The following is a 25,676-nucleotide window of genomic DNA, read 5'->3' as shown; positions in this document are numbered from 1 at the left end:
GCGACGGGAACGCCGGGCTTTGCTATGGGAGCGGCATGGGCCGCTACCAGCACACCGAAGACCTGTCGCCGCAAGGGCTTGCGCAGTTCGACGCGATCATAGACGTGCGCTCTCCGGCTGAATACGCCGAGGACCATCTGCCCGGGGCGATCAATCTGCCCGTCCTCGATGACGGGGAAAGGGCGGAGATCGGCACGATCTACAAACAGGTTTCGCCCTTCGAGGCGCGGCGGCTCGGCGCCGCGATGGTCTCGCGCAACATTGCCCGGCATCTCGAAACCGCGCTGGCCGGCTATCCCCGCGATTTCCGGCCGCTGATCTATTGCTGGCGCGGGGGGATGCGCTCGCGCTCGATGGCGCTTGTCCTCCAGGATGTCGGCTGGCAGTCGACCGTCGTGAAGGGGGGATATCGTCACTGGCGCCAGCAGGTCACGGCTGCATTATCGGATGATGATCGCGAACTTTTCCGCATCATCATCATCGACGGCCAGACTGGCAGTGCCAAGACGCAAGTGCTTCAGGCGATGGCGGAAAAGGGCGCGCAGGTCCTCGATCTCGAAGATCTCGCAAAACATCGCGGATCGATCTTCGGTGATCTTCCCGATCTTCCCCAGCCGAGCCAGAAGCGGTTCGAGTCGCTCCTCTGGGAAAATTTGCGGGATATGGACCCGGATATCCCCGTATTCGTCGAGGCGGAATCATCGCGGCTCGGAAACCGGACGATTCCGGTCCGTCTCTGGAATTCGATGAAGGCGGCGCCGCGCATCGCCATCGCCGCGCCGGCAGAGGAGCGCGCCCGGCACCTGCTCGCGACCTATCCGGACATCGCGGAGAACCGGGACCGCCTGATGGCGGCGATCGACGGGCTCGCCGCCTTCCATCCGAAAACGGACATCGCGCAATGGCGAGCGTGGGCCGAGGCAGGCGATTTCGACCCGCTCGCCGTGGCACTGATCGAGGCGCATTACGATCCGGCTTATGACCGGGCGCGCGAGCGCCATGGCCAACCGCTGATGGCGACGCTCGAGACCGACCGGCTCGATGCGGATGCGATCGACGCGCTGGCGGATCGGGTGATGGCGGCCGGGCGCTGACCTTCGCCTCAGGAGGCGATCTCGATCATCACCTCGTTGCGGCGGAAGGGCGTCGGGACCCAGGGCGGGTCGTAGCGGGCATAGACGGGTTCGCCGACAATCTCGTAGCCCTCGCGCTCGAGGAAGGCGGTCAACTCGCCGGTCATCTCCTCGAACCGGTTCATGTCCGGGCCGCCGGAAAAGCGGATCGCGGCCATGCGGCGCGCCGGCATTTCGCGCAGGGTGACGCGCGGGTCATTCGGCGCGGGCAGGGTCTCCATCGACCATTCGGGCGGCATCACGAAGGCGACGCGCCATTGTCCGGCCTCGCCGCGCGTCTGGGTGACGGGCGTGGTCATGGCGATCTCCTCGGACCGGGTCTGGATGACCGGCGAGGTCATCGCGATTTCCTCGCTGCCCTGCGACTGGCGGCTGGTATTCGCGCCGAAGATATAGCCGGCCAGCGGGCGGAAACCCGAATTGCCCGCCCCGGCCATCGAGCCGGAAACCTCCACTTCGGCGAGGATCATCGGCGCATAGTCGCGGATCTCGATCGGGCCCTCGCTGCGGGCCACGGTGTGCGGCGGCTCGTCGGCGGCGCGCGCTTCGGAGAACGGGACCAGGGCGGTGAGCGCGGCGGCGAGGGCAAGCGGTCTGACGAAGGGCATGGCGCGATCTCCTGAACTGAGGAGATATACGCAAGCGAAGGCGCGCCGGATGCCCGGACCGGATCGAGCAAGGCGCGCGGCGACAATTCAGCTGCAGTCGGACTCCTCGAAGTCGCAGTCGCAGTCGCCAGCGCCAGAATAGGTGCGGCCGCTGTCGTGACAGTCGATCTCGCACTGCATCGTTTCCAGCGGACCCTCGCCCACGCGGACCAGAATCTCCGTCGTGTCGGGACACCGCCATTCCTCGGCAGCTTCGCACACCAGGCGGCCGAGCGCGCCGTAGCGGCAGTACCCGATCATTGAAAGCGTGCGCAGGCGTGGAACGATCACGCGCTGAGCCTGGATGTCGCCGTCGGGTGCCGTCGCAGGCGGGCCGGGCCGCCGACCCGGATCGGGCGTGAAGGCGCCTTCAGAAGGCGTCCGGATAGGAGGCGCGTCAGATCTCTGGGAATGGGCGGGAGGCACGGCGATCGCGACAATGGCGGCGAGAAGGACAATGCGGAACATTGCGAAACTCTCCATCCTCGCGTCCTTGGACAGGATTCGCGCAGGCACCACCCATAGCCCATCCGTAACACACTCGCAGCTGATTTCCTTGAAGCCGGTTGGTACCGAACTCACCGAATCGGCAGCTGTATCGCCTTGCGTGCGGGCGTCCGTCCAAGATTGTTTGGTAAAATGGCTCCCCGGGCCGGACTCGAACCAGCGACCGATCGGTTAACAGCCGATTGCTCTACCAACTGAGCTACCGGGGAACACGGATCCCGAAGCGGCAGCGCGCTCGGGAGCGGGGGCTATAGCAGACCCCAAAACCGCCTGCCAAGACACAAATCGCACTTGGATGACGCGGCTTGCCCGCAAAGAAAAACGGGGACCCTGAAAAGGGCCCCCGGAAAGGCATTGGGTGGATGGTGGGGTGTCTTCACGAGAAGACACTGGTAAATTGCCCATTAAGGGTAAACGCCGCGTTAACGGGCATCCGGTTTTCACGAAAAGGATTCACCGGTATTGACGCGGGGTTACCGGCAGGGAGGCCAAACCCATGGCAAGACTCGCGAATTACACCGAATTCTGGCCGCACTATCTGCGTGAGCACGCGCGTCCGGCGACGCGCACTTATCACTATATCGGCTCGGTCATCGCGATCGGCGCGCTGATCTTCGCGCTGGCGACGCAGACCTGGTGGGCGCTGATTCTGGTGCCGGTCTCGGGTTATTTCTTCGCCTGGATGAGCCACGCCTTCGTGGAGCGCAACAAGCCGGCGACCTTCACGCACCCGCTGTGGTCGCTGATCAGCGACTACCGGATGCTGTGGTGCGCGATCACCGGGAAGCTGCCCGGCGAGCTGCGCAAGGCCGGCGTCACGCCGTCCGCCGAGGCGGAAGCGACTCATTCGTCCTGAGGAAGGAATTGGTTGGAGGCTCCGCCCGGAATCGAACCGGGGTGCAAGGATTTGCAGTCCTCTGCGTCACCACTCCGCCACGGAGCCACCGATGCGGGAGGCGTGTTCTAACGGACGCAGCGCGGCGCTGCAATGCGTCCCCGCACCGCAGCGGACGGAGAGGTTGCGGGGGCGTTCGGGCGGGGTATACAAGCGCCTCGCACTGTTTCCTGCGGAGGGCTGAAGACGTGGACGAATTCGAGCGCGAACGCCGCATGATGGTGGACGGTCAGATCCGTACCGCCGACGTGACGAACCGACGCCTGCAGTCGGCGCTGCTGAGTGTGCCGCGCGAGATCTTCCTGCCGCGCGCCAAGCACGCCCAGGCCTATGCCGATGCCGAGGTGGAGTTCGCGCCGGGCCGCTGGATGATGCGTCCCCGCGATTTCGCCAAGCTGGTCCATGCCGCCGACGTGCAGCCCTCCGACCTGGTGCTCGATCTCGCCTGCGGGCGCGGTTATTCCTCTGCCATCCTGTCGCGCATGGGCGAGACTGTGGTGGCGATGGAATCGGACGGCGAGATGGTGTCGAAAGCCGAGGACGCACTGTCCAAGGCCGGGGCCGACAATGTCGCGGTGATCGAGGGCGATCTGAAGACCGGTTCGCAATCGCAGGGTCCGTTCGACGTGATCTTCGTCAACGGCGCGGTGGAAGAGGTGCCGCGGGCCTGGCTCGACCAGCTGGCCGATGGCGGGCGCCTGGCCGTGGTGGTGCGCAAGGGGCCGATCGGCAAGGCGACGATCTTCATCCGCTCCGGTCTCGGGGTTGGCGAGCGCGTTGTTTTCGACTGCACGCCGCACGTCCTGCCGGGCTTCGAGCGCGAGGCCGGCTTCGTGTTCTGATCGCGGCGCGTGCGGGAGTGCGACAAAAAGGTGAACGCTGTTCACTTTCTGGCGGCGGAGTCCTATATCACCGACGTTTAATGTGTGCGGCCGGTCGCGATCTGCGATAACGGTAACGACAGGATCTAGCGGGCGGACGATTTCGATGGCGTTCAAGACCTTTCTGACAGCCGGGGCGATGGCCCTGACCCTGGCCGGCTTGGCCGGTGCGCAAACGCTCGAGGAAACCCTCGCGCTGGCCTACAACAGCAATCCGACGCTGCAGGCCGAGCGGGCGCGGGTCCGCGCCACGGGCGAAGGTGTGATCCAGGCACGCGCATCCTGGCTGCCGAGCATCACGGCCAGCGCCAGCATCACGCGGCGCTCGATCGACGGCGTGAACTTCTTCGACGAAAGCAACGCCATCACGCCGCAATCCTATTCGCTGAACGCCAGCCAGGCGATCTGGCGGTCCGGGCAGATTTCCGGCGGGATCGATCAGGCGCAAGCGACTGCTTATGCCGCGCTGGAAAACCTCCGCGCGGTGGAACAATCGGTGCTGCTCGATGCAGCGACCTCCTTCATGAACATTCGCCGCGACGCAACCATCGTCGAAATCCGGCGCAACAATGTCGAGGTCCTTAACGCGCAGCTGCGCGCCGCCGAGGACCGGTTCGAAGTGGGCGAGATCACCCGCACGGACGTCGCCCAGGCCGAGGCGCGCCTGTCCGCCGCCCGCGCCCAGCTGACTGCCGCCCAGGCGCAGCTGTCGGTCAGCCGGTCGGCCTATGCCCGCATCGTCGGTCAGCCTTCCGCCACGCTGAGTGAGCCGCCGGCACTGCCGACGCTTCCGGCTTCGGTGGAAGAGGCGGAGAATATCGCCCTTGATTTCAGCCCGACGCTGCGCTCGGCGGCCTTCTCCGAAGAGGCTGCAACGGCGGCGATCCGCGTGGCGCAGGGTGCCATGGGCCCGTCCGTGTCACTGTCGACCGGAGTGTCCGCCAACCGCAATTCCGGCGGTTTCACCGTTGGAGGCGACAGCGAAACCGCGTCAATCGGCGTGCAGGCCTCGATGCCGATCTTCACCGGCGGTCTGAACCGGTCGCGCGTGCGCCAGGCCGGCTATAGCGCCGATGCCGCGCGCCAGCAGGTCTTCGTCGCCCGCCGCCTGACGCTCGAGAATGTCTCCAACGCCTACAACAATCTCCTCGCCGCGCAGTCGGTGATCGTGTCGAGCCGCGAAGCGGTGCGCGCGAACGAGATCGCGCTCGATGGCGTTCAGCAGGAAGCCCAGGTCGGCCTGCGGACAACGTTGGATGTCCTCAACGCCGAGCAGGAATTGCTCAATGCCCGCCTGACACTGGTCTCGGCCGAGCGTGACGCCTATGTCGCAGGCCTTGCCCTGCTGCAGGCGATGGGGCTGCTGACGGCGGAAACGCTTGATCTGCCAGTCGAAACCTCAGACCCTTTGAACGACGGCGCGCGGGATAACGTTGACTTAACGCCGTGGAATTAGTGTCACGAATCGGTCCGATGCGCTGGACATCAAGGCGCAGGACGGATTTATTCGCGTAACAGGCGAAAGCGACTCAGCGGGGACTCGCGGTTTCATGGCTCAGGAAGCGACCGAATCCGAACCGACGATGGAAGAAATCCTGGCGTCCATACGCCGGATCATCGACGAGGACGAACAGCCGGCTGAAGAAGCCGCCGCCGAGGAGGCTCCGGCCGCCGAAGCCGAACCGGAGCCCGAAGTCGAGGCCGCCCACGACGATGTGCTGGAGCTGACTGATCGGGTCGAGGAACCGGCTGGCGGCACCGAACCGCTCGCGGTGGAAGACGATCTGATGATCATCGACCGCGAGGAAGACGAAGTCGCGCCGGAACCTGCGCCGGAACCCGAACCGGAACCGGTCGCGGAAGCTCCGATGCCTGAGCCCGAACCCGAACCTGTTGCTGCCGCACGTGAACGTGCTCCGGAGCCGCAAATGGACGAAGACGCCCTGCTGGACCAGACGGCCGCCAGCGCGGCCGCCGGTGCGTTCAGCGCGCTCAACGAGAACCTCAAGGTCGCGTCCGGTGACGGCACGACGCTGGAGACGATCGTGCGCGAACTGATGCGTCCGATGCTGAAGCAATGGCTCGATACCAACCTTCCCCGCATCGTCGAGGAAAAGGTAGAAGCCGAGATCGCCCGCGTCTCCCGCAGACGCTAACCGTCGAACCCTGTCATCAAGAGAAATCGGGCGTCGACGGGATCGTCGGCGCCCTTTACGTATGCGCGCCATGCTCGAGAAAACATTCAATCCGCAAGAAGCCGAACCGCGCCTGTACCAGGCGTGGGAGGACTCCGGTGCCTTCCAGCCGAAGGACGATCCCGACGCCGAGACATTCTCGATCGTCATTCCGCCGCCCAACGTCACCGGGCGGCTGCATATCGGCCACGCGCTGAACAACACGCTGCAGGACGTGCTGATCCGCTATCATCGCATGCTGGGCAAGGCGGTGCTGTGGCAGCCGGGCACCGACCATGCGGGCATCGCCACGCAGATGGTGGTCGAGCGCAAGCTGGCCGAAGAGGGCAACCAGTCCCGCCGCGAGATGGGCCGCGAGGCCTTCATCGAGCGTGTCTGGGAATGGAAGGAAGAATCGGGCGGGATGATCCTGACCCAGCTCCGGCGTCTCGGGGCGTCGTGCGACTGGTCGCGCGAACGCTTCACGATGGACGAGGGGCTGTCCGAAGCCGTCCTGAAAGTCTTCGTCGAACTCTACGAGCAGGGGCTGATCTACCGCGGCAAGCGGCTGGTGAACTGGGACCCGCATTTCGAGACCGCGATTTCCGACCTCGAGGTCGAGAATGTCGAGGTCGACGGCCATATGTGGCACTTCAAATACCCGCTCGCCGATGGCCGGACCTACACCTATGTGGAAAAGGATTCGGACGGGAATGTCGTGCTGGAGGAAGAGCGCGACTATATCTCGATCGCGACGACCCGCCCGGAAACCATGCTGGGCGATGGTGCGGTGGCGGTGCATCCGTCAGACGAGCGCTATGCCTCGATCGTGGGGGCGTTGTGCGAAATTCCGGTCGGACCGAAAGCGCATCGCCGCCTGATCCCGATCATCACCGACGAGTATCCGGACCCGGAGTTCGGCTCAGGCGCGGTGAAGATCACCGGCGCGCACGACTTCAACGACTACGAGGTCGCCAAGCGCAACAACATCCCGCTCTACCGGCTGATGGACATGCGCGGGGCGCTGCGAACGGACGGCGCGCCCTATGGCGAGGAATCGGCGAAGGCGACCGCGCTCGCCAGGTCCGGCGAACTGCCGGACGAGAACACGGTCGATGCGATCAATCTCGTGCCCGAGGACTATCGCGGGCTCGACCGGTTCGAAGCGCGCGAGAAGATCGTCGCGGCGATCACCGCCGAAGGGCTGGCCGTGACGGTGAAGGACGAGGAGGGAAATGACGTCCCGCTCGTCGAGAACAAGACCATCCAGCAGCCCTTCGGCGACCGCTCGCACGTGGTGATCGAGCCGATGCTGACCGACCAGTGGTTCGCCGATGCGGCGGCGCTGGCGAAGGAGGCGATCGCCGCCGTCGAGGACGGGCGCACCACCTTCCACCCGAAGAACTGGGAGAAGACCTATTTCGAGTGGATGCGCAACATCCAGCCCTGGTGCATCTCGCGCCGGCTGTGGTGGGGCCATCAGATCCCGGCCTGGTATGACGAGGACGGCAATGTCTATGTCGCCGAGAGCGAGGGGGCCGCGCGCGAAAAGGCCGGCGGCAAGCCGCTGACGCGCGACGAGGACGTCCTCGACACCTGGTTCTCGTCGGCGCTGTGGCCGTTCTCCACGCTCGGCTGGCCGGAAGAGACCGACGAGCTGGAGCGCTTCTACCCGACCAGCGTGCTCGTCACCGCATTCGACATCATCTTCTTCTGGGTCGCCCGGATGATGATGCAGGGCCTTCACTTCATGAAGGAAGTGCCGTTCCCCGACGTCTACATCCACGCCCTCGTCCGCGACGAGAAGGGGCAGAAGATGTCGAAGTCGAAGGGCAATGTGATCGACCCGATCGAGCTGGTCGATGAGTTCGGCGCCGACGCGGTGCGCTTCACGCTTGCCGCGCTGGCGGCGCAGGGCCGCGACATCCGCATGTCGAAGGACCGCGTCGAGGGCTATCGGAATTTCGGCACCAAACTTTGGAATGCCGCGCGCTTCTGCCTGATGAATGACTGCCGCCCGCAGCCGGATTTCGATCCGTCGGCGGTGAAGGAAACCGTCAATCGCTGGATATTGCAGGAAGCCTATGCGGCGTCCGAGGCGGTGGCGAAGGGGCTGGAGACCTACCGCTTCAACGAAGCGGCGGCGGCCGCCTATCGCTTCGTGTGGAACGTGTTCTGCGACTGGCACCTGGAATTCGCCAAGCCGCTGTTCGCCGGAGACGACGAAGCCGCCAAGGCCGAGACGCAGGCGACGACCGCGCACGTGCTCGAGATCGCGCTGAAAATCCTGCATCCCTTCATGCCCTTCGTCACCGAAGAGCTGTGGGCGCAGACGGCGGGCGAGGGTGGCCGCGATGGCCTGCTGATTACCGCCGACTGGCCACGCGCTGTGCGACTGGCCGATGGCGAGGCGCAGGGGGAGATGAACTGGGTGATCACACTGATCACCGAGATCCGCAAGCTGCGCGCGGAGATGAACATTCCGCCGAAGTCGAAACTGTCCGCCATCCTGACCGGGGCGTCGGAACAGACGAAGGCGCGGATCGAGCGCCAGCGTCCGCTGCTGATGCGGCTCGCCGGTCTCGAAGCCATATCCGCCGGGGATTCAATCCCGGAAGGCTCGGCGCAGACCGTGGTCGAAGAGGCGACCGTGGCCCTGCCGCTTGAAGGCGTGATCGATTTCGGCGCGGAAAAGGCGAGGCTCGACAAGGAGATCGCCCGCGTCGCAGGCGAGATCGAACGGCTCGACCGCAAGCTCGGCAACGAGAAATTCGTCGCCAATGCGCCGCCCGAAGTCGTCGAGGGCGAGAAGGACAAGCGCGCGGCCTATGCTGCCGAGAAGGATGCGCTGGAAGCCGCGCGGTCGCGCCTCCCCTGAAGCGAGGATTGCCGAGGCGCGGTCCGTGCTGTGAAGTCGCGTTCAGCTGACAGGGGGATTCGCCATGGCTGACGCGGCCGAACGGCTCGGGATCGATTCGGAAACGCTGTGGACGGAACGGCTTTTGCCCTTCCTCGAAGAGCGGGAGGGTCAGCGCAGGACGGCGGTCCGGCGCGTCTTCATTTTCGGCCCGCTGGCCCTGATCAGCCTGATCGTGCTGTTCGTCGGCATCGCGGCGTTCGACTCAGCCATCCTGATGTTCGGCATGTTCGGCCTGATCGTCGTCTTTTTCTATCTGGCCGCCGCACCGATGGTGAAGCTGCACGGAGAGATCAAGGAAGGCCTTCTGACCGCGATCGCGACCGCAGCGGGGATGACCTATTCGAAGAAGCCGGTCCAGCCTGCCCGTTTCAGCGAATTCTGCGAACTCGGCATGCTGCCGAACCACAACCAGCGCAGTTTCGAGGACCATTTCGCCGGAGACCGCCACGGTGCGGCCTTCGAACTCTACGAAGCCAAGCTGGTGCAGAAGACCCAGTCGGGCAAGAACACGACCTACACAACCGTGTTTCAGGGCGTGTGCATCCGCATCGAGTTTCCGCGCACGGTCGAGGGCGTCACCGTGGTGACGCGCGATGCCGGATGGTTCAATGGGCTCGCCGGCCTGGCTCAGGCGCGGATCAACGGCCGGAAGCTGGAACGCGTCGGCCTGGTCGATCCGAAATTCGAGCAGATTTTCGAAGTCTTCTCCACCGACCAGGTGATGAGCCGCTACCTGCTGACCCCGTCCTTCATGGAGCGGCTGCTGTCGCTGGAAACCTCGCTGAAGGGCAAGCGCGTCCGCGCGGCGTTCGACGAGCGCAATGGCGGCGGCGAATTGCTGATCGCGACGGAGACCGGAAACCTGTTCGAGCCGGGCTCGCTGTTCAAGCCGCTCAATGACCGCTCGCGGTTCGAAAGCCTGATCACCGAGATCGACCTCATTACCGAGATCGTCGACCTGATGGTCCGCCCCGCCACGCTGGGCGAGGGGAGTGCGGTTTCGTAGATCCGCCGTCACTCCCGCGCAGGCGGGAGTCCAGCTGCACGGCCGCTCTGGATTCCCGCCTTCGCGGGAATGACGTTGCGCGACCGTTGACTTTATATGAAACTTAAAACAATATGTCTCCAACGCCAAGTTATTGGCTTCATATATGGAGCGTATCATGATCGAAATTCGTCAGCCCGTTTCCGCTCTCGTTGTCAGGGGTGCCGTTCTTCTCGCCGCCGCCGGGCTGGTCGCGAAACAGGCCGTTTCCGGCGACGGATCGGCCTGGACCCTGTTGATCGCGCCGGCCTTCTACCTGTCGGCGATGTGGGCCTTGTCGGGCGTGTTCGCGCAGGTGGACCGGGGCGTCGCCTTCGGTCCCGCCATGGTGACGGCCTTGCGCCTCGCCGGGTATGCCCTGCTCGCCGGGGCGTTCGCGGCGGTCATCCTTCAGCCCAGCCTGATCCACCTCATCGCCAACGGTTTCACGGAAATGCGCGGCGTCCGGCTCGACTGGTCGGTGGCCAATCTGATGCTCGCGCTTCTCGGCTTCACGCTGTTCCTGATCGCGCGCCGCGGCGCGGACCTCAAAGCCCGTCTCGAGGAGTTCGTCTGATGCCGGTCAAGGTGACGCTCGACGTGCTGCTCGCGATGCGCAAGCGCAAGGCGCGCGAGGTGGCCGAGGAGATCGGCCTGTCGGAAACCCAGCTCAGTCTTTTGCGGACCGGCAAGGTCAAGGGCATGCGCTTCGATACGCTGGCGAAGCTCTGCTACGTCCTCGAGTGCAGCCCTGCCGACATTCTCGACTATGAGCGGGATGCGGCGGATCTGAGCGGCGGGGAGGGTTAGGACGACGAAGCCGTCAATCTTTGCCGTCACCCCTTCAGAATTTTTCTGGATTCCCGCCCTCGCGGGAATGACGCCTAGAAATCAAACGTCCCCACGACCGGCACGTGGTCGGAGGCCTTTTCCTTCCCGCGCACCGGCTTGCAGATCTCGACGCTCTTCAGGGTGTCGGCGGCTTGCGGCGAGAGCAGGAGGTGATCGATGCGGATGCCGTGATCCTTCTGCCAGGCGCCGCGCTGATAATCCCAGAACGTGTATTGGTGGCCCTTGCCGTCAGCCTGCAGGAAGGCGTCGGTGAAACCGAGATTGAGGATTTCGCGGAAGGCGGCGCGGCTCTGCGGCAGGATCAGCGCGTCCCCGGCCCAGACGGCGGGATCATGCACATCGCTGTCGCGCGGGATGATGTTGTAATCGCCGGCGAGGATCAGCCGCTCTTCGTATGCCAGCAGTTCCGCGGCATGGCGCTTCAAACGGCGCATCCAGGCGAGCTTGTAGTCGTATTTCGGTCCCGGCGCGGGATTGCCGTTCGGCAAATAGATCGAGGCGACGCGGACGGGGCCGGAGTCGTGGGAGATCACGCATTCGATGTAGCGCGCCTGATCGTCGTCCTCGCCGCCGGGCAGGCCGCGGACGGTTTCCTCGATCGGGAATTTCGACAGCAGGGCGACGCCGTTATAGGTCTTCTGGCCGTGCGTCTCGACATTGTAGCCGAGGTCCTCGATGGCGTCGCGCGGGAAGTCGGCGTCGACCGTCTTGATCTCCTGCAGGCAGACGACGTCCGGAGAGGCCTCGCGCAACCAGTCGGTGACATTGGTCAGGCGGGCCTTGACGGAATTCACGTTCCAGGTGGCGATCTGCATGCGAGTCATCCTGCGGCGGCGGGCCCGGCAGGGTTAGCACGGATCGCGGTGAAGAAAACCGTCAGACGAGGTGGCGCGAAGCGGCCCGGCGGCGAATGTCCTCCCGCGTGAGGATATGGGGAATGACCGGGTGCGAGAAATCGTCAGCGATGGCCGGGCCCGCCAGAAGCCGCACACCCAGGCGAAGGGCCGCGGCGATGTCGCTCTCGCGGACGAAGCCGGTCAGACAGGTGGCGGCGCGTGATCCGGCTGCGCCGCGCAGGATGGCGCGCTCAGAAGCGATCTCGCGCTGTCGGTCGTCATCCAGCGAGCGCGGGTCGCTGCCGTCGGTCACGAACATGGCGACGTGACAGCCGGAAAAGCGGTCGAAGGCAAGCGGATCACGGCCGAGCGACACGATCACGCCGGGACTGAAGGCATGACAGATTCCGAGCGTTTCCCGGATCGTGCTGACCGGCGTGCCCGGCCCGATGCCCTCGACCATGAGACGGAAATACCGGCGCATCTCGCACGGGATGGCGGTCAGGGTTTCAAACAATGCGACCCGGGTCGAACGCAAGGCGAGAGACTGGATTCCGACCGGCAGGCAGAGCGCCACGGTCCGGCCCTTTCCGAACGCCGTCCGGAAGGCGTTCATGCCCGCATGGGCTGCGTGGCGGTCAAGCTCGAGATGGTCCCTGGGCTCTGTGCGCCCGCGCAGCGTGTCGCGGCCGAAATAGGTCTGGCGCGTCCGCTTCTCGATCAGCCGCGGCACGACGAACTGGGTTGCTATGGCATTGCGCGTGGCATCCCAGATCGGGCGGTAGATGACGCTGCGCTCGCGCCGGAAATCGATGTCGATGACGCGCCGCCGCGGCGCAAGGGCAACGCTTTCGGCAGACGGGTCGCCCGGGAGGTCGGGCTGAGCGGGCAGGCGGCCCGACACGGCGAACATGGCGTGCAGTTCCGCAGTGTCGAGCCGCGACGCAGACGACCGGACATTCAGCGAACGCAGGATCTCGTCGCCGAGGAAGAAGAGGTTCAGTTCGGTGGAAATGGCATTGACGCGTTCCGCAGCAGCCGGAGCGTCAAGCGCGTCGAAAACGACAAGAAAACCTTCATTGCAGCGGACCAGAACATCCTCGGCGCTGATCCGTTTCTCGATGAAATGAGCGCTGACGGCGAAAATCTTGGACTTGAGCCGCTCCCATTGATTGCCGGCCCCTTCGCGGACCCGGTCGAGATTGATGATCTGGAACTGGCCGAGATCGGCATGGTCCCGCCCGTGCAGCTTCTGCTCCAGGCGGTGAAGAATATCGGCAGAGTTCATCGTGAACATCGGCGCGGTCCCGGCCTGCCCAACTCGCCTTAAGGTATATGCTGCGGGCGGTAACACCTCGTTCCCGGAATGCTTCGGATTTTAGCGAATTCGCCCGCGTGACAGCGGTCCGCGCTCGATGTCCCTGCAAAAGTGGCGGGGCGCCGGGCTATGCGCTGGAGATGGCCGGGGGCCGGTCAGTCCGCGTGAAACACCGCGAAATCGTCGACCGGGGCGCGCGGGCTGCGCAGCCGGTTGACCGGGGCGTTCGGGTCGGCATGGCCGAGCGCCATGCCGCAATAGACCTGTTCGCCCTCCGCCACGCCGAGCGCGGCACCGACGGTCTTCGAATAGCGCGTCCAGGCTTCCTGCATGCAGGTGGCGAGGCCGGCTTCCCCCGCGGCGAGGGCGACGGCGAGCATGAACATGCCGAGATGCGCCCACTGGTTCGGGTTCATCGCCCGCTCGATGACGAAGAAGAGGCCGACGGGCGCGTCGAAGAAGTCGAGATTCTTCAAGAGGTGGTTCAGCCGCCCCATCTTGTCCTCGCGCGGGATGGCGAGCAGCTCGTACATCGCTTCGCCGAGGTCGTAACGGCGGCTGCGATAGGGCTCCCACAGCTTTTCCGGATAGACGGGGAAGTCGTTCTCGTCGGCGAAGGGGTCGGTGTTCAGCCTGGCCTTCACCGCATCGATCACGCGCTGCCGCGCAGCGCCGGTGACGACATGAACCTTCCAGGGCTGGAGATTGCCACCCGAGGGCGCCCAACGGGCGGTGTCGAGGATGCCGCGGAGCGTCGCCTCGTCGACCGGACGGTCGAGGAAGGCGCGCGTGGAGATCCGTCCGCGCAGCGCTTCGCCGACCTGCATCAGATCGAGAAGCTGGTGCCGCAGCCGCAGGCCGCCGTGGCGTTCGGATTGTCGATCCTGAAGGACGCGCCGATCAGCTCGTCGGCGAAATCGATCTTCGAGTTTTCGAGGAAGGGGATGGAGGCGCTGTCGATGGCGACGCGCGCGCCGTCGCGTTCGATGACGAGATCGTCGTCCGTCGTCGCGGTCTCGAGGTCGAACTTGTAGGAGAAGCCGGAACAGCCGCCGCCGATGACCGATATGCGGAGCAGTTCCGCACCGGCCTGTTTGGCGAGGATGGCGTTGATCCGCTTCGCGGCGGACGGGGTCAGCTGGATATTCGGATCGCTCATCACTGGTTCCGCATTGTCGTCTCGCACGATATATGGAGGCACATGACCCAGCCGAAAAGCCCCCGCGCATGAGTATCGGTGCCACCGACCGCAATCGTGCGCCGTATTCGAACCACCCGGCGCAGTCGCGCGGGCGGTTCCATCCGCAAAATGACAGCGCCAGCCGCAACGCCTTCCAGCGCGATCGCGACCGGATCGTGCATGCCACGGCCTTCCGGCGGCTGAAGGAAAAGACGCAGGTCTTCGTGGCCCACGAGGGCGACCATTACCGCACCCGTCTGACGCATTCCCTCGAAGTGGCGCAGATCGCGCGGACGATCGCGCGGGTGCTGAATGTCGACGAGGATCTGACCGAGGCGCTGGCATTGGCGCACGACCTTGGCCACCCGCCCTTCGGCCATGCCGGTGAGCGGGCGCTGGCCCAGTGCATGACCGAATTCGGCGGCTTCGATCACAACGCCCACACGCTGCGCGTCGTCACCAAGATCGAAACCCGCTACGCCGAGTTCGAGGGCCTCAACCTGACCTGGGAGACGCTGGAAGGCGTGGTGAAACATAACGGCCCGCTGGTCACGCCGGAACATGGCGAGGACGCTCTGCCGTGGGCGATCCGGGAGTATCCCGACTGGCAGGGGCTGGAACTCGACAGTTTCGCCGGGGTCGAGGCGCAGATCGCGGCGCTGGCCGACGACATCGCCTATAACAATCACGACATCGATGACGGGCTGCGCGCCGGACTGCTGAACCTGGAGGACCTGGCCGAACTGCCGCTGGTCGGGGACGTGCTGCGCGACTGCCGGCGGCGTTATCCACAGGCGAGTGAGAGGCTGATCATCCTCGAAGCGGTGCGCGACCTGATCGGACTGATGGTCGACGATGTGCTGAAGGAGACGCTATCGCGGCTCGATGCCGCCGCGCCGGACAGTGCCGAGGCGGTGCGCCGTGCGGACCGGGAAATGGTGGCTTTCTCACCGTCCATGCTCGATGCGCTGGCAGGTCTGAGACGCCATCTCTTCGCCAATATGTACACGCATTACAAGGTAAACCGGGCGATGGCCCAGGCCGAGCGCGTGGTGCGCGAACTGTTCCAGCTCTTCCTCGACGATCCCGGCCTGTTGCCGACGCACTACCGGCGGCAGGCGGGCGAAAAGGGCAGCGAGAAGCAGGCGCGTCTGGTCTGCGACTACATCGCCGGGATGACGGACCGGTATGCCGTTGAGGAACACAAGCGCCTGTTCACTGTGCAAGGGTATTTCTGAGCGCCGATTGAGCCTTCAATGGGTGGTATCTTTTCAGCAATGTTCCCGATTCGGTTCCGGGAACGGGATAAGGACGGATGACGGATCGCGACACAGACCGCCGTGTCGGGGCCTATGCGCCGCCGACCGATGACGACGAAACGTTCGACGCGCGTGAGGATTCGCGCCGCGGCCCGCTGCTGCTGACCGCGGCCTTTGCCGTCTTCGTCCTGTTCATCGGCGTGGTGTGGAGCGCCTATCGTCAGGGCATCCGCGAAGGCGGGCGCGACGCGCCGCCCCGCATCATGGCCGATGCCGAACCCTATCGCGAACGCCCCGCCGACCCGGGCGGGCAGGAAGCGCCCGACCAGGACCTGACCGTCTATGACCGGCTGACCGGCGAAACCACCGAGGGCGACGGCAGTGACGCCCGGGTGCGGCCCGGTCCGGAAGAACCGATGGACAATGCCGAGCGTCCGGGTCTGCAGATCGAAAGTGTCGATCCCGATGCGGCCGGCAGCGACCGGGTCGCCGAAACGCCGACGCGCCCGCCGGAAATCCGCACGGAAACGCCCGCCGACACTCCGCCCGCGGAAACGCGCGGCCCGGCGCAGATCATTCCCGACGAGACACCGGACGACCCGGTCGTGGAGACTCCTGCCGAACCCGATCCCGAACCGGTGCGCACGGCGGCTGTCTCCGTCCCGGGCGGGGAATGGGTGGTCCAGATCGGGTCCTTCCGGACCCAGCAGGAGGCCGAAGAAGCCTGGCTGAATTTCGCGACGCGCTATTCCCAGCTGGGCAGCGGCTTCGCTCCCGACATCCAGGCCACCGAGATCGAGGGCCGGGGCATGTATCACCGCCTGCGCATTTCGGCCTTTGCCAGCCGTGACAGCGCCACCGACTATTGCACGCGCCTGCAGTCGGCCGGCCAGGACTGCTACGTCACGCGGCGATGACGAGCGCGGCGATCTACGGCCTTGCGGGCCTCGAACTCACGGCCGACGAAAAGGCGTTCTTCCGGGACGCCGCGCCCTGGGGTTTCATCCTGTTCGCGCGCAATGTGGACCGGCCGAAACAGGTTTCGAAACTGTGTGTCGCGCTGCGCGATGCGGTCGGCTGGAATGCGCCGATCTTCATCGACCAGGAAGGCGGTCGGGTGCAGCGGCTCAAACCGCCGACCTGGCGCGCCGCGCCGCCGGCCGAAGTCTTCGGCGATCTGTTCCGCAAGGACGAGGCGGCCGGGCTTGAGGCCGTCCGCCTGAACCACCGCCTGATCGCCGCCGAATTGATGGCGCTGGGTATCGACGCGGACTGTGCGCCCTGCATCGACCTGCAGATCGAGGGCGCGGACGCTATCATCGGCGACCGGTCCTACTCGACCGAGCCTGAAATCGTTGCCCGGCTCGGCCGGGCAGCGATGGAAGGCCTGCTCGCGGGCGGTGTCGCGCCAGTGATCAAGCACATTCCCGGGCATGGTCGCGCCGATGCCGACAGCCATCTGGCCCTGCCGCGCGTCGACACGCGGCGCGAGGTGCTCGAAACGACCGATTTCGCACCCTTCCGCGACCTGGCCGACGCGCCGATGGCGATGACCGCCCATGTCGTCTATTCCGACATCGATGCGGACGATCCGGCGACCCATTCCGAAGCCATGATCGCCGACGTGATCCGCGGATCGATCGGCTTTGACGGCCTGTTGATGAGCGACGATCTGTCGATGCAGGCGCTGTCGGGCACGCTCAGGGTGCGCGCCGAACGCGCGCTGGGGGCCGGGTGCGACCTCGTCCTGCACTGCAATGGCCGGATGAAGGAAATGGTCGAGATCGCCCATGCCGTTCCGGCCTTGTCGGGGCGGGCGCTCGATCGCGCCAACGCCGCTGCCGATTGCCGCAAGACGCCGGACGATTTCGATGCCGAATCCGGGCTGGCCCGCCTCGATGCCCTGCTGAACACGGGGGCGGCGCCGTGAGCGAGGAATTCCAGGAAGACCTGCATTTCGAGGCCGCCGAGGACGCCGAGGGCGATGCCCTGATCGTCGATGTCGACGGGTTCGAGGGACCGCTTCATTTGCTGCTCGCCCTGGCGCGCAAGCGCAAGGTCGATCTGGCGAAAATCTCGATCCTCGAACTGGCCGAGCAGTATCTCGCCTTCGTCGCCGAGGCGCGTAAGAAGCGCTTCGATCTCGCCGCCGAATACCTCGTGATGGCGAGCTGGCTGGCCTATCTGAAATCGCGGCTTCTTCTGCCCAAGCCCACCAAGAATGACGACGAACCCGAACCCGAAGCGATGGCCGCCGCGCTGGCCTTCCGACTGCGCCGGCTGGAAGCCATGCGGCTGGCCTCGCAGGCATTGTTCAAGCGTGATCTCCTGAAGCGCGACGTGTTCGACCGCGGCGCGCCGGAAGGCGTGCGCACGCTGCGTGCGCACAAATACCAGGCGAGCCTGCACGATCTTCTGAAGGCCTATGCCACGCGGCGTCAGGCGCGCTATCGCGCGGACTATCAGCCGAGCCTGCCGAAAGTTTACGGCCTCGACAGCGCGCGCACGCGGATGGAGCGGATCGTCCCGGAACTGAAGGAGTGGCGCGACCTCGACGACATCCTGCCGGACATGGGCGAGCTGGGCTTCGATCCGCCGCCGCACCGCTCGGTGCTCGCCAGTTCGACGCTCGCCGTGCTCGAAGTCACCAAGGACGGCATGGCCGAGCTGCGGCAGGACGGGCCATTCACGCCGATCAAGGTGCGCGGCCGGGCGGAGGACAATCCGCAATGACCCAGGACAACGATCCGATCGGTGAAGCGATCGCACGGCTTCGCGAGCGCGCGCAGCGGCAGGGCGCGGCCGAGACCGGGTCGGACGAGGCTGGACCGCGCCTGGCCATCGATGCGGAACGCCACCGTCTGCGCCAGCTCGAAGCGCTGCTGTTCGCGGCGGCCGAACCGCTCGACATCGAGACGCTGCAGGCCCGCCTGCCGGCGGAAGCCGAGGTGGAGGCGCTGCTCGCGGCGCTGCAGGCCGATTATGCCGAACGCGGCGTGCGACTGGTCGAGGTCGGCGGCCGCTGGCGGTTCGAAACCGCGCCCGACCTCGCCAGCCTGCTCGAAGAGGTCAAGGAAGAGCCGCGCCGCCTGTCTGATGCCGGGCTCGAGACGCTCGCCATCATTGCCTATCACCAGCCGGTGACGCGTGCCGAGATCGAGGAAATCCGCGGCGTGGCCGTGTCCAAGGGCACGATCGACCTGTTGTTCGAGATCGGCTGGATCCGGCTGCGCGGCCGCCGCCGCTCGCCGGGCCGGCCGGTGACCTATGGCACGACCGACGCCTTCCTCGACTATTTCGGCCTCTCTGCAATCGGCGATCTGCCGGGCGTGGCCGACCTCAAGGCCGCCGGCCTGCTCGATTCGCGCCTGCCGCCCGGCTTCGAAGTCCCCGATCCGGGCCTGGGCCTGCGCGGCGAAGGCGAGGATGACGCGCTTGACCTGACCGGCGAGGACGCCCCCGACTTCCATGTCGACTTCATGGAAGACGAGGAGGGGGAGGACGATTGATCTCCCTGTTTCCCGTCGCCCCCATTTGGGGGAGAGGCGAGGCTCGCTTCGCGAGCGCCTCAGGATGAGGGAGATTTCGGGATGCAACAATATCGACCATCCAACTGCCCCAAGCCGTTGGACGGGGAGGGGCGCATGGTTTAAGCCATTTCCAGACTGAATTTCACGGAGGTGAGCATGGCTCCCGGCATGTGGCAGATCATTCTTGTCGTGCTTCTGGCGCTCGTCCTTTTCGGCGGCCGCGGCAAGATTTCCTCGTTGATGGGCGATGTCGCCAAGGGCATCACCAGCTTCCGCAAGGGGCTGAAGGACGAGGACAAGGCCGAGGACGAGGCTGGCGATGAGCGTCCGCAATCGGTCGAACAAAATCCGAACCGGACCGCCGAACCGGCGGCGCAAGAGGAAAAGTCCTCGACGCGGGGCTAGGGGTTCGCCATGAATCCCGGAATCGGGATGCCCGAAATTGCCGTGCTGCTTCTGCTGGCGCTCATTGTCGTGGGCCCGGCGGAACTGCCGAAGATGATGCGCACGATCGGCCGCTTCGTGAACCAGGCGCGTTCGATGGCGAAGGATTTCCAGCGCAGTTTCGACGAGATGGGCCGCGAGAGCGAACTGGCCGATCTGCGCAAGGAGATCGAGAATCTGAAAAGCGCGAACCCGGTCGGCGAGATCAGCGAGGAGCTGCGCAAGGCCAAGGAAGATTTGCGCCATGCCGAGGCGGTCGGGTCGAAGGAAAAGGCGGTGAAGCCGGCGGCCAAGCCTGTGGCCGATCTCGTCCCCGACGACGGCAACACGATCGCGCCGCCGCGCGAGAAGCCGAAGCCCGCCCAGCCGATCAAGACGGGTGCGCCGGAAGATGAGTAAGTCGAAGGCGAAGGACGCGCCGCGCCTCGAACACGAGGACGCGGACGACGAGGTCGAGGCCTCGCGCGCACCGCTGATGGATCACCTGGTGGAGCTGCGCACGCGGCTGATCCGGCTCGTGGCGGCGGTGATCATCGGCTTCATTGTCTGCTTCATCTTCGCCGAGACGATCTACAACGTGTTGCTGATCCCGTTCGAGGAGGCCGCCGCGCGCGTTCGCGGGGAAGACCTTCAGCTTGAACTGATCTTCACCGCGCCGCTGGAATTCTTCTTCGCCAAGGTGAAGCTGGCCCTGTTCGGCGGGCTGATCCTCGCCATCCCGGTCTTCGCCTACGAGATCTATTCCTTCGTCGCGCCGGGCCTCTACAAGAACGAGAAGAAGGCGTTCGCGCCCTTCCTGATCGGTGCGCCGGCCCTGTTCGCGGCTGGCGCGGCGCTGGTCTACTTCTTCGTTCTGCCTTTCGTGATGCGCTTCGCGCTGGGGCAGGAGCAGCCCGCGACCGGCGATGGCCCGTCGATTCAGCTTCTGACGCGGGTCTCGGACTATCTCGACCTCGTCACGACGCTGATCCTCGCCTTCGGGATCAGCTTTCAGCTGCCCATCCTTCTGATGCTGCTGGCGATGGCGGGGATCGTCACCTCGAAGCAGCTGGTGAATTTCTGGAAGTTCGCGCTGGTCGGGATTTTTGGCTTCGCCGCCTTCGTGACACCGCCCGATCCGATCAGCCAGATCATCCTCGGCAGCGTCCTGATGGCGCTCTACGGGCTGGCCATCATCGGCGTGAAATTCGTCGAGCCGAAGGACTGATTTTCACCTGACATGGGGTCCCCGCGGACGCGGGGACCTGAAGAGCGCACCCGGGTTCGGACTCCCGCTTTCGCGGGAGGCCCAGGGGGTAGGGCGAGGGCCCCTGTTGCCCCTTTCCCGGCGCGGCGATATGCACGGGCGCGATACCGCCCGAAAGAGTCTGACCCCATGCACGACATCCGCTTCATCCGCGACAATCCCGAGGCGTTTGACGCCGGTCTGAAAGCGCGCTTCCTGGCGCCGCAATCGGCCGAGATCCTCGCGCTCGATGCGAAACGCCGCGAGGCGATCACGCGCCAGCAGGAGGCCGAGCAGGGCCGCAATGCGCTGTCGAAGCAGATCGGACAGGCCAAGGCGAAGGGCGACGAGGCCGAGTTCGAGCGGCTGCGCGGTGAAGTCGACCGGCTGAAGGCGGTGCTGGAAGAGGCGGGTGCCGAAGCGGAAAAGCTGGACGAGGCGCTGAACCAGCATCTCGCCGGCCTACCGAACCTGCCCGAACTTGGCGTTCCGGTCGGCGAGGACGAGGACGCGAACGAGGAAGTCCGCGGCTGGGGCGAGCCGCGCGAATTTTCCTTCACGCCGAAGGATCACAGCGATCTCGGTGAAGGGCTGGGGATGCTGGATTTCGACGCGGCGGCGAAGATTTCCGGCGCGCGTTTTTCGGTGCTGAAGGGCGGTCTGGCGCGGCTGGAGCGCGCGCTGGCGCAATTCATGCTCGACCTGCACACGAGCGAGCACGGCTATACCGAGGTCAGTCCGCCCTACATGGTGCGCGACGAGGCGATGTTCGGTACCGGCCAGTTGCCGAAATTCGCCGAGGATCTGTTCAGGACGACAGATGATCGCTGGCTGATCCCGACCGCGGAAGTGCCGCTGACCAATCTGGTGCGCGACGCGATCCACGATGAAGGCCTCTTCCCGCTCAGGATGACGGCGCACACGCCCTGCTTCCGTGCCGAGGCGGGATCGGCGGGCCGCGATACGCGCGGCCTGATCCGCCAGCACCAGTTCCACAAAGTGGAGATGGTCTCGATCACGACGCCGGAGCAATCGGCCGACGAACTTGACCGGATGACGGGCTGCGCGGAAGAAGTGCTGCGCCGTCTCGAACTGCCCTACCGGGTGATGCTGCTGTCGTCGGGCGACATGGGCTTCGGCGCGAAGCGGACCTATGACCTCGAAGTCTGGCTACCGAGCCAGAACACCTACCGGGAAATCTCGTCCTGTTCGAATTGCGGGGATTTCCAGGCGCGGCGCATGAATGCCCGCTTCCGCCGCGAAGGCGAGAAGAAGCCGGACTTCCTGCACACGCTGAACGGCTCGGGCGTGGCGGTCGGCCGCGCCATGCTGGCGGTCATGGAAAACCACCAGAACGAAGACGGCTCGATCAATATCCCGAAGGCGCTGCAACCCTATATGGGCGGTCTCGAAGTGTTGAGGCGCGACTAGCGGGAAACGGTATTGGCGCGAAGCCAGGTGTCGATCTCGTCGAACGACAACCCGTGCCGCTGGTATAGAGGTTCCAGCCAGGCAAGGACGTCCGCCGGTTCAGCCGTAACCTGAATACCGTTGATGTCGAGAAAGACGAGTGTCGCAGCAAAGGCCGTGCGCTTGTTTCCATCAACGAAGGGATGGTTCTGGGAGAGGCTTTCCCAGAGCGCTGCGGCTTCGGCTATCAGATCGTCATAGTATCCCGACTGCGGCCTGTAGAGCGCCGATTCGAGCTGTCCAGCGTCCCGAAGTGAGTGGTCACCGCCCCAAGCTTCGATCTGATCGGAATGGATCGTCAAAACCTCGGCAATGGTGAGGTATTTACGGCTCATTCCGCCAGCTTTTTGAAGACCGAAGCATAGCGCGTTCTCGCCCGCTCATATGCGTCCATTACCTCTTTTCGAGGTTGCTGGTCTCGCCGTTCCGCGATCAGCTTCGACACAGCTTCCTCGACCAGCGACTGGATCTGGCGGCCTTCAGCCTTGGCGAGACCACGCAGGTCAGCGAGGAGGGCACTGTCGAGCTGGGTGGCGAATTTTTCGAGCGTCTTGTTCATAGGGCACCTCGTCAGTCCATCATGATACATCATGATGGCGCCGAAAGCGAATGCGGGGATGGACGCGGAGGCGAATTGTTCTAGAAGCCCAGTCCTGAGATCCGAGCGAAGCGAGACACGATGACCGGCCCCCGCATTCTTCTGACCAATGACGACGGCATCCGCGCGCGGGGCCTGCAATCGCTGGAAAAGATCGCGCGGGCGATTTCCGACGACATCTGGATCGTCGCGCCGCACGAGGAACAATCGGGCGCGAGCCGGGCGCTGACGCTGCACGAACCGCTGCGCGTGCGGAAACACGAAGACCGGCGTTTCTCGATTACCGGAACGCCGACCGATTGCGTCCTGATGGGGGTGCAGGACCTGATCCCGGGCAAGCGGCCGGACCTGGTCCTGTCGGGCGTCAATCGCGGCGCGAATATCGCCGAGGATGTGACGTTTTCCGGCACGGTCGCCGGCGCGATGCAGGGCATGCAGCTGGGGATCAAGTCGATCGCGTTTTCGCAGGCCTATGCCTGGATGGCGGACAGCCCGATCCATTGGGAAACCGCCGAGACCTTCGGCGCGCCGATCCTGAAAAAGCTGCTGCAGCAGAGTTGGGGAGACCATGTCCTCCTCAACGTCAATTTCCCGGACCGCACGCCGGAGCATGTGAAAGAAGTCGAGGTCACCCGTCAGGGCCGCCGCAATCAGGAAGTCGTCCACGCCGACAAGCGGACCGACCCGCGCGGCGTCGACTATTACTGGATCGGTTTCCGCGGCCTGCCGCAGGAGCCCGAAGAGGGCGACGATCTGCATGCGGTGATGGAAGGGCGGATCTCGATCACGCCGCTGCATGTCGACCTGACGCATATGGAAACGCATCATCGCCTGAAGGGCGTGCTCGGCGGCGCCCCGCCGAAGGAGTAAAGATGCTGCCCGATCCCCGCGTCATTCAGCTGGTCATGACGCTTCGCGGCGCCGGGATCTCCGATTCTCGGGTGCTGGCGGCGATCGAGCGCACGCCGCGCGACCTGTTCGTGCCGCAGGGTTTCGCCGACCACGCCTATGACAATCGCGCCCTGCCGATCGATTGCGGGCAAACGATCAGCCAGCCCTTCGTCGTCGCGGCGATGACCCAGGCGCTTGAGGTCGATGACCGCTGCAAGGTGCTGGAGATCGGCACCGGGTCCGGTTACCAGGCCGCCGTGCTCGCCCGGCTGGCGCGCCGGGTCTACACGGTGGAGCGCTATCGCACGCTGTCGAAGACCGCCGAGGCGCGCTTCGCCGACCTGAAGCTGACCAATGTCGTGACCAAGGTGGCCGACGGGAATGAGGGCTGGCCCGAACAGGCGCCGTTCGACCGGATCATCGTGACGGCGGCCGCGCCTGTGAAACCCGATGTGCTGCTGGATCAGCTCAAGGTGGGCGGGGTCGCCGTGGCGCCGGTCGACAAGGGCGAGGGGCTGCAGGCGCTGATGCGCTATGAGCGCACCCATGAAGGCATCGAGGAAGAGGCGTTGTTCGACGTGCGCTTCGTGCCGCTGATCAAGGGCGTGGCCCGCGCGCTTTGATCTTTTTTCTCCGTCTCCCCTCGGGGGAGAGGGCCGGGGTGAGGGGTGATTGTAAGAAGACCCCTCATCCGGCCTTTCAGGCCACCTTCTCCCCCGAGGGGAGAAGGAAAACATCTCGCCGCCTCTAAATCGCCGTACGGGCGAATATCACTAACCGCCGGTTAAGGCTTGCGCGCTTTGCTGTGCGGCGAGTGTGCCTGGAGGGTTTCCGCCGGTGTTTCGCGTGCGCGCATTTACGGTCCTTGCGATCGCCGTTTCGGCGGCGCTGGCAGCCTGCGCCAATACCGGGCCGCGCGAACCTGCGCGCGTCGACTATCGCAGCCCGTCGGGCGGGCCGTCGCGGACCGTCGCGGCCGGCACAAGCTGTGCTCCGGGCGGGACCTATACCGTTCAGAGCGGCGATACGCTGTCGCAGATTGCCGAGCGTTGCCGTGTGGAAACCCGCGCGCTGGCGCAGGCCAACGGGCTGAACCCGCCTTACCCGATCCGGACGGGCCAGGAATTGCGCATGCCGCAGCCGCGTCTGCACACCGTGCAGCGGGGCGAGAATCTCTACCGGATCGGGTTGCGCTACGGCATCGACTACCGGGAGATCGCGTCGATCAACAACATCTACCCGCCCTTCGAGATCGAGGTCGGGCAGGAGCTGGTGCTGCCGAACGAGGCGGCTTCGACCACGATGGCGTCCAATACGCCGCCACCGCGTCAGGCCACCACGCCGCCCCCGCGCCAGACAACGACCACGCCCCCGCGCCAGACGACCACGACGCCGCCGCCGCAGACGACGACAACCCCGCCGCCGCCTGCGAATGTGGCGGTGCGCTTCCAGTGGCCGCTGGAAGGCGAGATCATCACCGGCTTCGGCGACAATGACGGGCGGCGCAATGACGGCATCAATATCCGCGCCGCGGAAGGCGATTCGGTTCGCGCCGCCGCTGCGGGCACGGTCGTCTATGCCGGCAATGAACTTCAGGGCTATGGCGAGCTGATCCTGATCCGCCACGAGGGCGGGTTCGTGACGGCCTATGCCAACAATTCCCGCCTGCGCGTGCGCGAGGGCGAGGCCGTGGAAGCTGGCCAGATCATTGCCGAGGCAGGCTCGACCGGATCGGTGGATTCGCCGCAGCTGCATTTCGAGATCAGGCGCGGCGTGACCCCCGAAGACCCGATGCGGCATTTGCCGAGAAACTGACAGCCCGGCCTTGTTGCAAGCCCGGCGCGCCCCGATATAGTCCCGCGACCTTTCGAAGACCCGCTACCCGTTGCGAG

The 25,676-nt window shown here is 65.3% G+C and carries 29 protein-coding genes and 2 tRNA genes; 21 read left to right on the top strand and 10 right to left on the bottom strand.

Annotation, left to right across the window (positions count from 1 at the left end):
• The first annotated feature begins 35 nt into the window (after positions 1-35).
• Positions 36-1,094: a tRNA 2-selenouridine(34) synthase MnmH gene (mnmH, locus tag ACFOOR_RS03200; RefSeq protein ID WP_343163985.1), complete on the top strand. Its 1,059-nt coding sequence runs from the start codon at positions 36-38 to the stop codon at positions 1,092-1,094.
• An 8-nt stretch (positions 1,095-1,102) separates the two neighbouring features.
• On the opposite strand, the gene ACFOOR_RS03195 is transcribed toward mnmH, so the two are convergent.
• From ACFOOR_RS03195 to ACFOOR_RS03185, 3 genes are all read right to left on the bottom strand, one after another.
• Positions 1,103-1,741, bottom strand: a complete 639-nt coding sequence (locus tag ACFOOR_RS03195) for an SOUL family heme-binding protein (RefSeq protein WP_343163984.1) — start codon at positions 1,739-1,741, stop codon at positions 1,103-1,105.
• An 87-nt stretch (positions 1,742-1,828) separates the two neighbouring features.
• The gene (locus ACFOOR_RS03190) at positions 1,829-2,248 is read right to left on the bottom strand and encodes a hypothetical protein (protein ID WP_343163983.1); all 420 of its coding nucleotides are present in this window, start codon (positions 2,246-2,248) and stop codon (positions 1,829-1,831) included.
• Between the two features lie 172 nt (positions 2,249-2,420).
• A tRNA-Asn gene (locus ACFOOR_RS03185) sits at positions 2,421-2,496 on the bottom strand.
• A 287-nt stretch (positions 2,497-2,783) separates the two neighbouring features.
• Between ACFOOR_RS03185 and ACFOOR_RS03180 the strand changes: the two genes are divergently transcribed.
• Entirely contained in the window at positions 2,784-3,143 is a 360-nt protein-coding gene (locus tag ACFOOR_RS03180; protein ID WP_343163982.1) for a DUF962 domain-containing protein, read from the top strand.
• A 13-nt stretch (positions 3,144-3,156) separates the two neighbouring features.
• Here the strand turns inward: ACFOOR_RS03180 and ACFOOR_RS03175 are convergent.
• Positions 3,157-3,230, bottom strand: a tRNA-Cys gene (locus tag ACFOOR_RS03175).
• A 140-nt stretch (positions 3,231-3,370) separates the two neighbouring features.
• Between ACFOOR_RS03175 and ACFOOR_RS03170 the strand changes: the two genes are divergently transcribed.
• The 7 genes from ACFOOR_RS03170 to ACFOOR_RS03140 all read left to right on the top strand — a co-directional run bounded on the left by ACFOOR_RS03170 (position 3,371) and on the right by ACFOOR_RS03140 (position 10,991).
• On the top strand, positions 3,371-4,024 hold the full coding sequence (locus ACFOOR_RS03170; protein ID WP_343163981.1) for a protein-L-isoaspartate O-methyltransferase family protein: 654 nt from the start codon (positions 3,371-3,373) through the stop codon (positions 4,022-4,024).
• A gap of 145 nt (positions 4,025-4,169) precedes the next feature.
• Positions 4,170-5,519: a TolC family outer membrane protein gene (locus tag ACFOOR_RS03165; protein WP_343163980.1), complete on the top strand. Its 1,350-nt coding sequence runs from the start codon at positions 4,170-4,172 to the stop codon at positions 5,517-5,519.
• Between the two features lie 94 nt (positions 5,520-5,613).
• Complete coding sequence (locus tag ACFOOR_RS03160; protein WP_343163979.1) at positions 5,614-6,219, top strand: PopZ family protein; 606 nt, start codon at positions 5,614-5,616, stop codon at positions 6,217-6,219.
• A 70-nt stretch (positions 6,220-6,289) separates the two neighbouring features.
• Positions 6,290-9,115, top strand: a complete 2,826-nt coding sequence (locus tag ACFOOR_RS03155; protein ID WP_343163978.1) for a valine--tRNA ligase — start codon at positions 6,290-6,292, stop codon at positions 9,113-9,115.
• Positions 9,116-9,179: 64 nt separating this feature from the next.
• Positions 9,180-10,163, top strand: a complete 984-nt coding sequence (locus ACFOOR_RS03150) for a DUF3137 domain-containing protein (RefSeq protein WP_343163977.1) — start codon at positions 9,180-9,182, stop codon at positions 10,161-10,163.
• Between the two features lie 157 nt (positions 10,164-10,320).
• Positions 10,321-10,758, top strand: a complete 438-nt coding sequence (locus ACFOOR_RS03145; protein ID WP_343163976.1) for a hypothetical protein — start codon at positions 10,321-10,323, stop codon at positions 10,756-10,758.
• Positions 10,758-10,991, top strand: a complete 234-nt coding sequence (locus ACFOOR_RS03140; protein WP_343163975.1) for a helix-turn-helix domain-containing protein — start codon at positions 10,758-10,760, stop codon at positions 10,989-10,991. Before ACFOOR_RS03145 ends, ACFOOR_RS03140 begins: the two co-directional genes overlap by 1 nt.
• A gap of 74 nt (positions 10,992-11,065) precedes the next feature.
• Here ACFOOR_RS03140 and xth read toward each other — a convergent pair whose 3' ends face one another.
• The 4 genes from xth to ACFOOR_RS03120 all read right to left on the bottom strand — a co-directional run bounded on the left by xth (position 11,066) and on the right by ACFOOR_RS03120 (position 14,346).
• On the bottom strand, positions 11,066-11,848 hold the full coding sequence (gene xth / locus ACFOOR_RS03135; protein WP_343163974.1) for an exodeoxyribonuclease III: 783 nt from the start codon (positions 11,846-11,848) through the stop codon (positions 11,066-11,068).
• A 61-nt stretch (positions 11,849-11,909) separates the two neighbouring features.
• Positions 11,910-13,166 carry a hypothetical protein gene (locus ACFOOR_RS03130; RefSeq protein WP_343163973.1) on the bottom strand — a complete coding sequence of 419 codons (1,257 nt, stop codon included), beginning with the start codon at positions 13,164-13,166 and terminating at the stop codon, positions 11,910-11,912.
• A gap of 176 nt (positions 13,167-13,342) precedes the next feature.
• On the bottom strand, positions 13,343-14,014 hold the full coding sequence (locus ACFOOR_RS03125; protein WP_343163972.1) for a nitroreductase: 672 nt from the start codon (positions 14,012-14,014) through the stop codon (positions 13,343-13,345).
• Positions 14,014-14,346 carry a HesB/IscA family protein gene (locus ACFOOR_RS03120; protein WP_343163971.1) on the bottom strand — a complete coding sequence of 111 codons (333 nt, stop codon included), beginning with the start codon at positions 14,344-14,346 and terminating at the stop codon, positions 14,014-14,016. The genes ACFOOR_RS03125 and ACFOOR_RS03120 overlap by 1 nt, the downstream gene beginning before the upstream one ends.
• Positions 14,347-14,414: 68 nt before the next feature.
• On the opposite strand from ACFOOR_RS03120, the gene ACFOOR_RS03115 reads away from it, so the two are divergent.
• From ACFOOR_RS03115 to serS, 9 genes are all read left to right on the top strand, one after another.
• Positions 14,415-15,605: a deoxyguanosinetriphosphate triphosphohydrolase gene (locus ACFOOR_RS03115; RefSeq protein ID WP_343163970.1), complete on the top strand. Its 1,191-nt coding sequence runs from the start codon at positions 14,415-14,417 to the stop codon at positions 15,603-15,605.
• 77 nt (positions 15,606-15,682) lie between these two features.
• On the top strand, positions 15,683-16,543 hold the full coding sequence (locus ACFOOR_RS03110) for an SPOR domain-containing protein (protein WP_343163969.1): 861 nt from the start codon (positions 15,683-15,685) through the stop codon (positions 16,541-16,543).
• Positions 16,540-17,556, top strand: coding sequence for a beta-N-acetylhexosaminidase (nagZ, locus tag ACFOOR_RS03105; RefSeq protein ID WP_343163968.1), 1,017 nt, complete (start codon positions 16,540-16,542; stop codon positions 17,554-17,556). Before ACFOOR_RS03110 ends, nagZ begins: the two co-directional genes overlap by 4 nt.
• Positions 17,553-18,359 carry a segregation and condensation protein A gene (locus ACFOOR_RS03100; protein WP_343163967.1) on the top strand — a complete coding sequence of 269 codons (807 nt, stop codon included), beginning with the start codon at positions 17,553-17,555 and terminating at the stop codon, positions 18,357-18,359. Before nagZ ends, ACFOOR_RS03100 begins: the two co-directional genes overlap by 4 nt.
• Positions 18,356-19,135 (top strand): SMC-Scp complex subunit ScpB, encoded by a 780-nt coding sequence (gene scpB / locus ACFOOR_RS03095; protein WP_343163966.1) that lies wholly within the window; start codon positions 18,356-18,358, stop codon positions 19,133-19,135. The genes ACFOOR_RS03100 and scpB overlap by 4 nt, the downstream gene beginning before the upstream one ends.
• Before the next feature lie 177 nt (positions 19,136-19,312).
• Positions 19,313-19,561 carry a twin-arginine translocase TatA/TatE family subunit gene (locus ACFOOR_RS03090; RefSeq protein WP_343163965.1) on the top strand — a complete coding sequence of 83 codons (249 nt, stop codon included), beginning with the start codon at positions 19,313-19,315 and terminating at the stop codon, positions 19,559-19,561.
• A gap of 9 nt (positions 19,562-19,570) precedes the next feature.
• Complete coding sequence (gene tatB / locus ACFOOR_RS03085) at positions 19,571-19,999, top strand: Sec-independent protein translocase protein TatB (protein ID WP_343163964.1); 429 nt, start codon at positions 19,571-19,573, stop codon at positions 19,997-19,999.
• Positions 19,992-20,807, top strand: a complete 816-nt coding sequence (gene tatC / locus ACFOOR_RS03080) for a twin-arginine translocase subunit TatC (RefSeq protein WP_343163963.1) — start codon at positions 19,992-19,994, stop codon at positions 20,805-20,807. Before tatB ends, tatC begins: the two co-directional genes overlap by 8 nt.
• 168 nt (positions 20,808-20,975) lie before the next feature.
• Positions 20,976-22,256, top strand: coding sequence for a serine--tRNA ligase (serS, locus tag ACFOOR_RS03075; RefSeq protein ID WP_343163962.1), 1,281 nt, complete (start codon positions 20,976-20,978; stop codon positions 22,254-22,256).
• On the opposite strand, the gene ACFOOR_RS03070 is transcribed toward serS, so the two are convergent.
• Together ACFOOR_RS03070 and ACFOOR_RS03065 are read right to left on the bottom strand one after the other, a co-directional pair.
• On the bottom strand, positions 22,253-22,630 hold the full coding sequence (locus tag ACFOOR_RS03070) for a type II toxin-antitoxin system death-on-curing family toxin (RefSeq protein ID WP_236955223.1): 378 nt from the start codon (positions 22,628-22,630) through the stop codon (positions 22,253-22,255). The genes serS and ACFOOR_RS03070 overlap by 4 nt on opposite strands.
• Positions 22,627-22,854 carry a hypothetical protein gene (locus tag ACFOOR_RS03065; protein WP_343163961.1) on the bottom strand — a complete coding sequence of 76 codons (228 nt, stop codon included), beginning with the start codon at positions 22,852-22,854 and terminating at the stop codon, positions 22,627-22,629. Before ACFOOR_RS03065 ends, ACFOOR_RS03070 begins: the two co-directional genes overlap by 4 nt.
• Before the next feature lie 120 nt (positions 22,855-22,974).
• On the opposite strand from ACFOOR_RS03065, the gene surE reads away from it, so the two are divergent.
• From surE to ACFOOR_RS03050, 3 genes are all read left to right on the top strand, one after another.
• Entirely contained in the window at positions 22,975-23,763 is a 789-nt protein-coding gene (gene surE, locus ACFOOR_RS03060; protein ID WP_343163960.1) for a 5'/3'-nucleotidase SurE, read from the top strand.
• A gap of 2 nt (positions 23,764-23,765) precedes the next feature.
• Positions 23,766-24,407, top strand: coding sequence for a protein-L-isoaspartate(D-aspartate) O-methyltransferase (locus ACFOOR_RS03055; RefSeq protein WP_343163959.1), 642 nt, complete (start codon positions 23,766-23,768; stop codon positions 24,405-24,407).
• 223 nt (positions 24,408-24,630) lie between these two features.
• Positions 24,631-25,599, top strand: a complete 969-nt coding sequence (locus ACFOOR_RS03050) for a M23 family metallopeptidase (protein ID WP_343163958.1) — start codon at positions 24,631-24,633, stop codon at positions 25,597-25,599.
• Positions 25,600-25,676 lie beyond the last annotated feature (77 nt).

This window comes from Hyphobacterium vulgare (assembly GCF_042643335.1).
In the GTDB taxonomy this organism is placed as follows: Bacteria; Pseudomonadota; Alphaproteobacteria; order Caulobacterales; family Maricaulaceae; genus Hyphobacterium; species Hyphobacterium vulgare.
The sequence above is the reverse complement of the archived record's forward strand: the minus strand, read 5'-3'. Positions and strand labels throughout refer to the sequence as shown.

Excerpts from the sequence above, each read along its gene's own strand:
- ACFOOR_RS03180 (WP_343163982.1), top strand. The coding sequence starts at position 2,784 with ATGGCAAGACTCGCGAATTACACCGAATTCTGGCCGCACTATCTGCGT.
- ACFOOR_RS03110 (WP_343163969.1), top strand. The coding sequence starts at position 15,683 with ATGACGGATCGCGACACAGACCGCCGTGTCGGGGCCTATGCGCCGCCG.
- tatC (WP_343163963.1), top strand. The coding sequence starts at position 19,992 with ATGAGTAAGTCGAAGGCGAAGGACGCGCCGCGCCTCGAACACGAGGAC.
- ACFOOR_RS03070 (WP_236955223.1), bottom strand. The coding sequence starts at position 22,630 with ATGAGCCGTAAATACCTCACCATTGCCGAGGTTTTGACGATCCATTCC.
- ACFOOR_RS03140 (WP_343163975.1), top strand. The coding sequence starts at position 10,758 with ATGCCGGTCAAGGTGACGCTCGACGTGCTGCTCGCGATGCGCAAGCGC.
- surE (WP_343163960.1), top strand. The coding sequence starts at position 22,975 with ATGACCGGCCCCCGCATTCTTCTGACCAATGACGACGGCATCCGCGCG.
- scpB (WP_343163966.1), top strand. The coding sequence starts at position 18,356 with ATGACCCAGGACAACGATCCGATCGGTGAAGCGATCGCACGGCTTCGC.
- ACFOOR_RS03065 (WP_343163961.1), bottom strand. The coding sequence starts at position 22,854 with ATGAACAAGACGCTCGAAAAATTCGCCACCCAGCTCGACAGTGCCCTC.
- ACFOOR_RS03130 (WP_343163973.1), bottom strand. The coding sequence starts at position 13,166 with ATGTTCACGATGAACTCTGCCGATATTCTTCACCGCCTGGAGCAGAAG.
- ACFOOR_RS03090 (WP_343163965.1), top strand. The coding sequence starts at position 19,313 with ATGGCTCCCGGCATGTGGCAGATCATTCTTGTCGTGCTTCTGGCGCTC.
- ACFOOR_RS03145 (WP_343163976.1), top strand. The coding sequence starts at position 10,321 with ATGATCGAAATTCGTCAGCCCGTTTCCGCTCTCGTTGTCAGGGGTGCC.
- serS (WP_343163962.1), top strand. The coding sequence starts at position 20,976 with ATGCACGACATCCGCTTCATCCGCGACAATCCCGAGGCGTTTGACGCC.
- ACFOOR_RS03155 (WP_343163978.1), top strand. The coding sequence starts at position 6,290 with ATGCTCGAGAAAACATTCAATCCGCAAGAAGCCGAACCGCGCCTGTAC.
- xth (WP_343163974.1), bottom strand. The coding sequence starts at position 11,848 with ATGCAGATCGCCACCTGGAACGTGAATTCCGTCAAGGCCCGCCTGACC.
- mnmH (WP_343163985.1), top strand. The coding sequence starts at position 36 with ATGGGCCGCTACCAGCACACCGAAGACCTGTCGCCGCAAGGGCTTGCG.
- ACFOOR_RS03125 (WP_343163972.1), bottom strand. The coding sequence starts at position 14,014 with ATGCAGGTCGGCGAAGCGCTGCGCGGACGGATCTCCACGCGCGCCTTC.
- ACFOOR_RS03150 (WP_343163977.1), top strand. The coding sequence starts at position 9,180 with ATGGCTGACGCGGCCGAACGGCTCGGGATCGATTCGGAAACGCTGTGG.
- ACFOOR_RS03190 (WP_343163983.1), bottom strand. The coding sequence starts at position 2,248 with ATGTTCCGCATTGTCCTTCTCGCCGCCATTGTCGCGATCGCCGTGCCT.
- ACFOOR_RS03160 (WP_343163979.1), top strand. The coding sequence starts at position 5,614 with ATGGCTCAGGAAGCGACCGAATCCGAACCGACGATGGAAGAAATCCTG.
- ACFOOR_RS03165 (WP_343163980.1), top strand. The coding sequence starts at position 4,170 with ATGGCGTTCAAGACCTTTCTGACAGCCGGGGCGATGGCCCTGACCCTG.
- tatB (WP_343163964.1), top strand. The coding sequence starts at position 19,571 with ATGAATCCCGGAATCGGGATGCCCGAAATTGCCGTGCTGCTTCTGCTG.
- nagZ (WP_343163968.1), top strand. The coding sequence starts at position 16,540 with ATGACGAGCGCGGCGATCTACGGCCTTGCGGGCCTCGAACTCACGGCC.
- ACFOOR_RS03055 (WP_343163959.1), top strand. The coding sequence starts at position 23,766 with ATGCTGCCCGATCCCCGCGTCATTCAGCTGGTCATGACGCTTCGCGGC.
- ACFOOR_RS03120 (WP_343163971.1), bottom strand. The coding sequence starts at position 14,346 with ATGAGCGATCCGAATATCCAGCTGACCCCGTCCGCCGCGAAGCGGATC.
- ACFOOR_RS03115 (WP_343163970.1), top strand. The coding sequence starts at position 14,415 with ATGAGTATCGGTGCCACCGACCGCAATCGTGCGCCGTATTCGAACCAC.
- ACFOOR_RS03195 (WP_343163984.1), bottom strand. The coding sequence starts at position 1,741 with ATGCCCTTCGTCAGACCGCTTGCCCTCGCCGCCGCGCTCACCGCCCTG.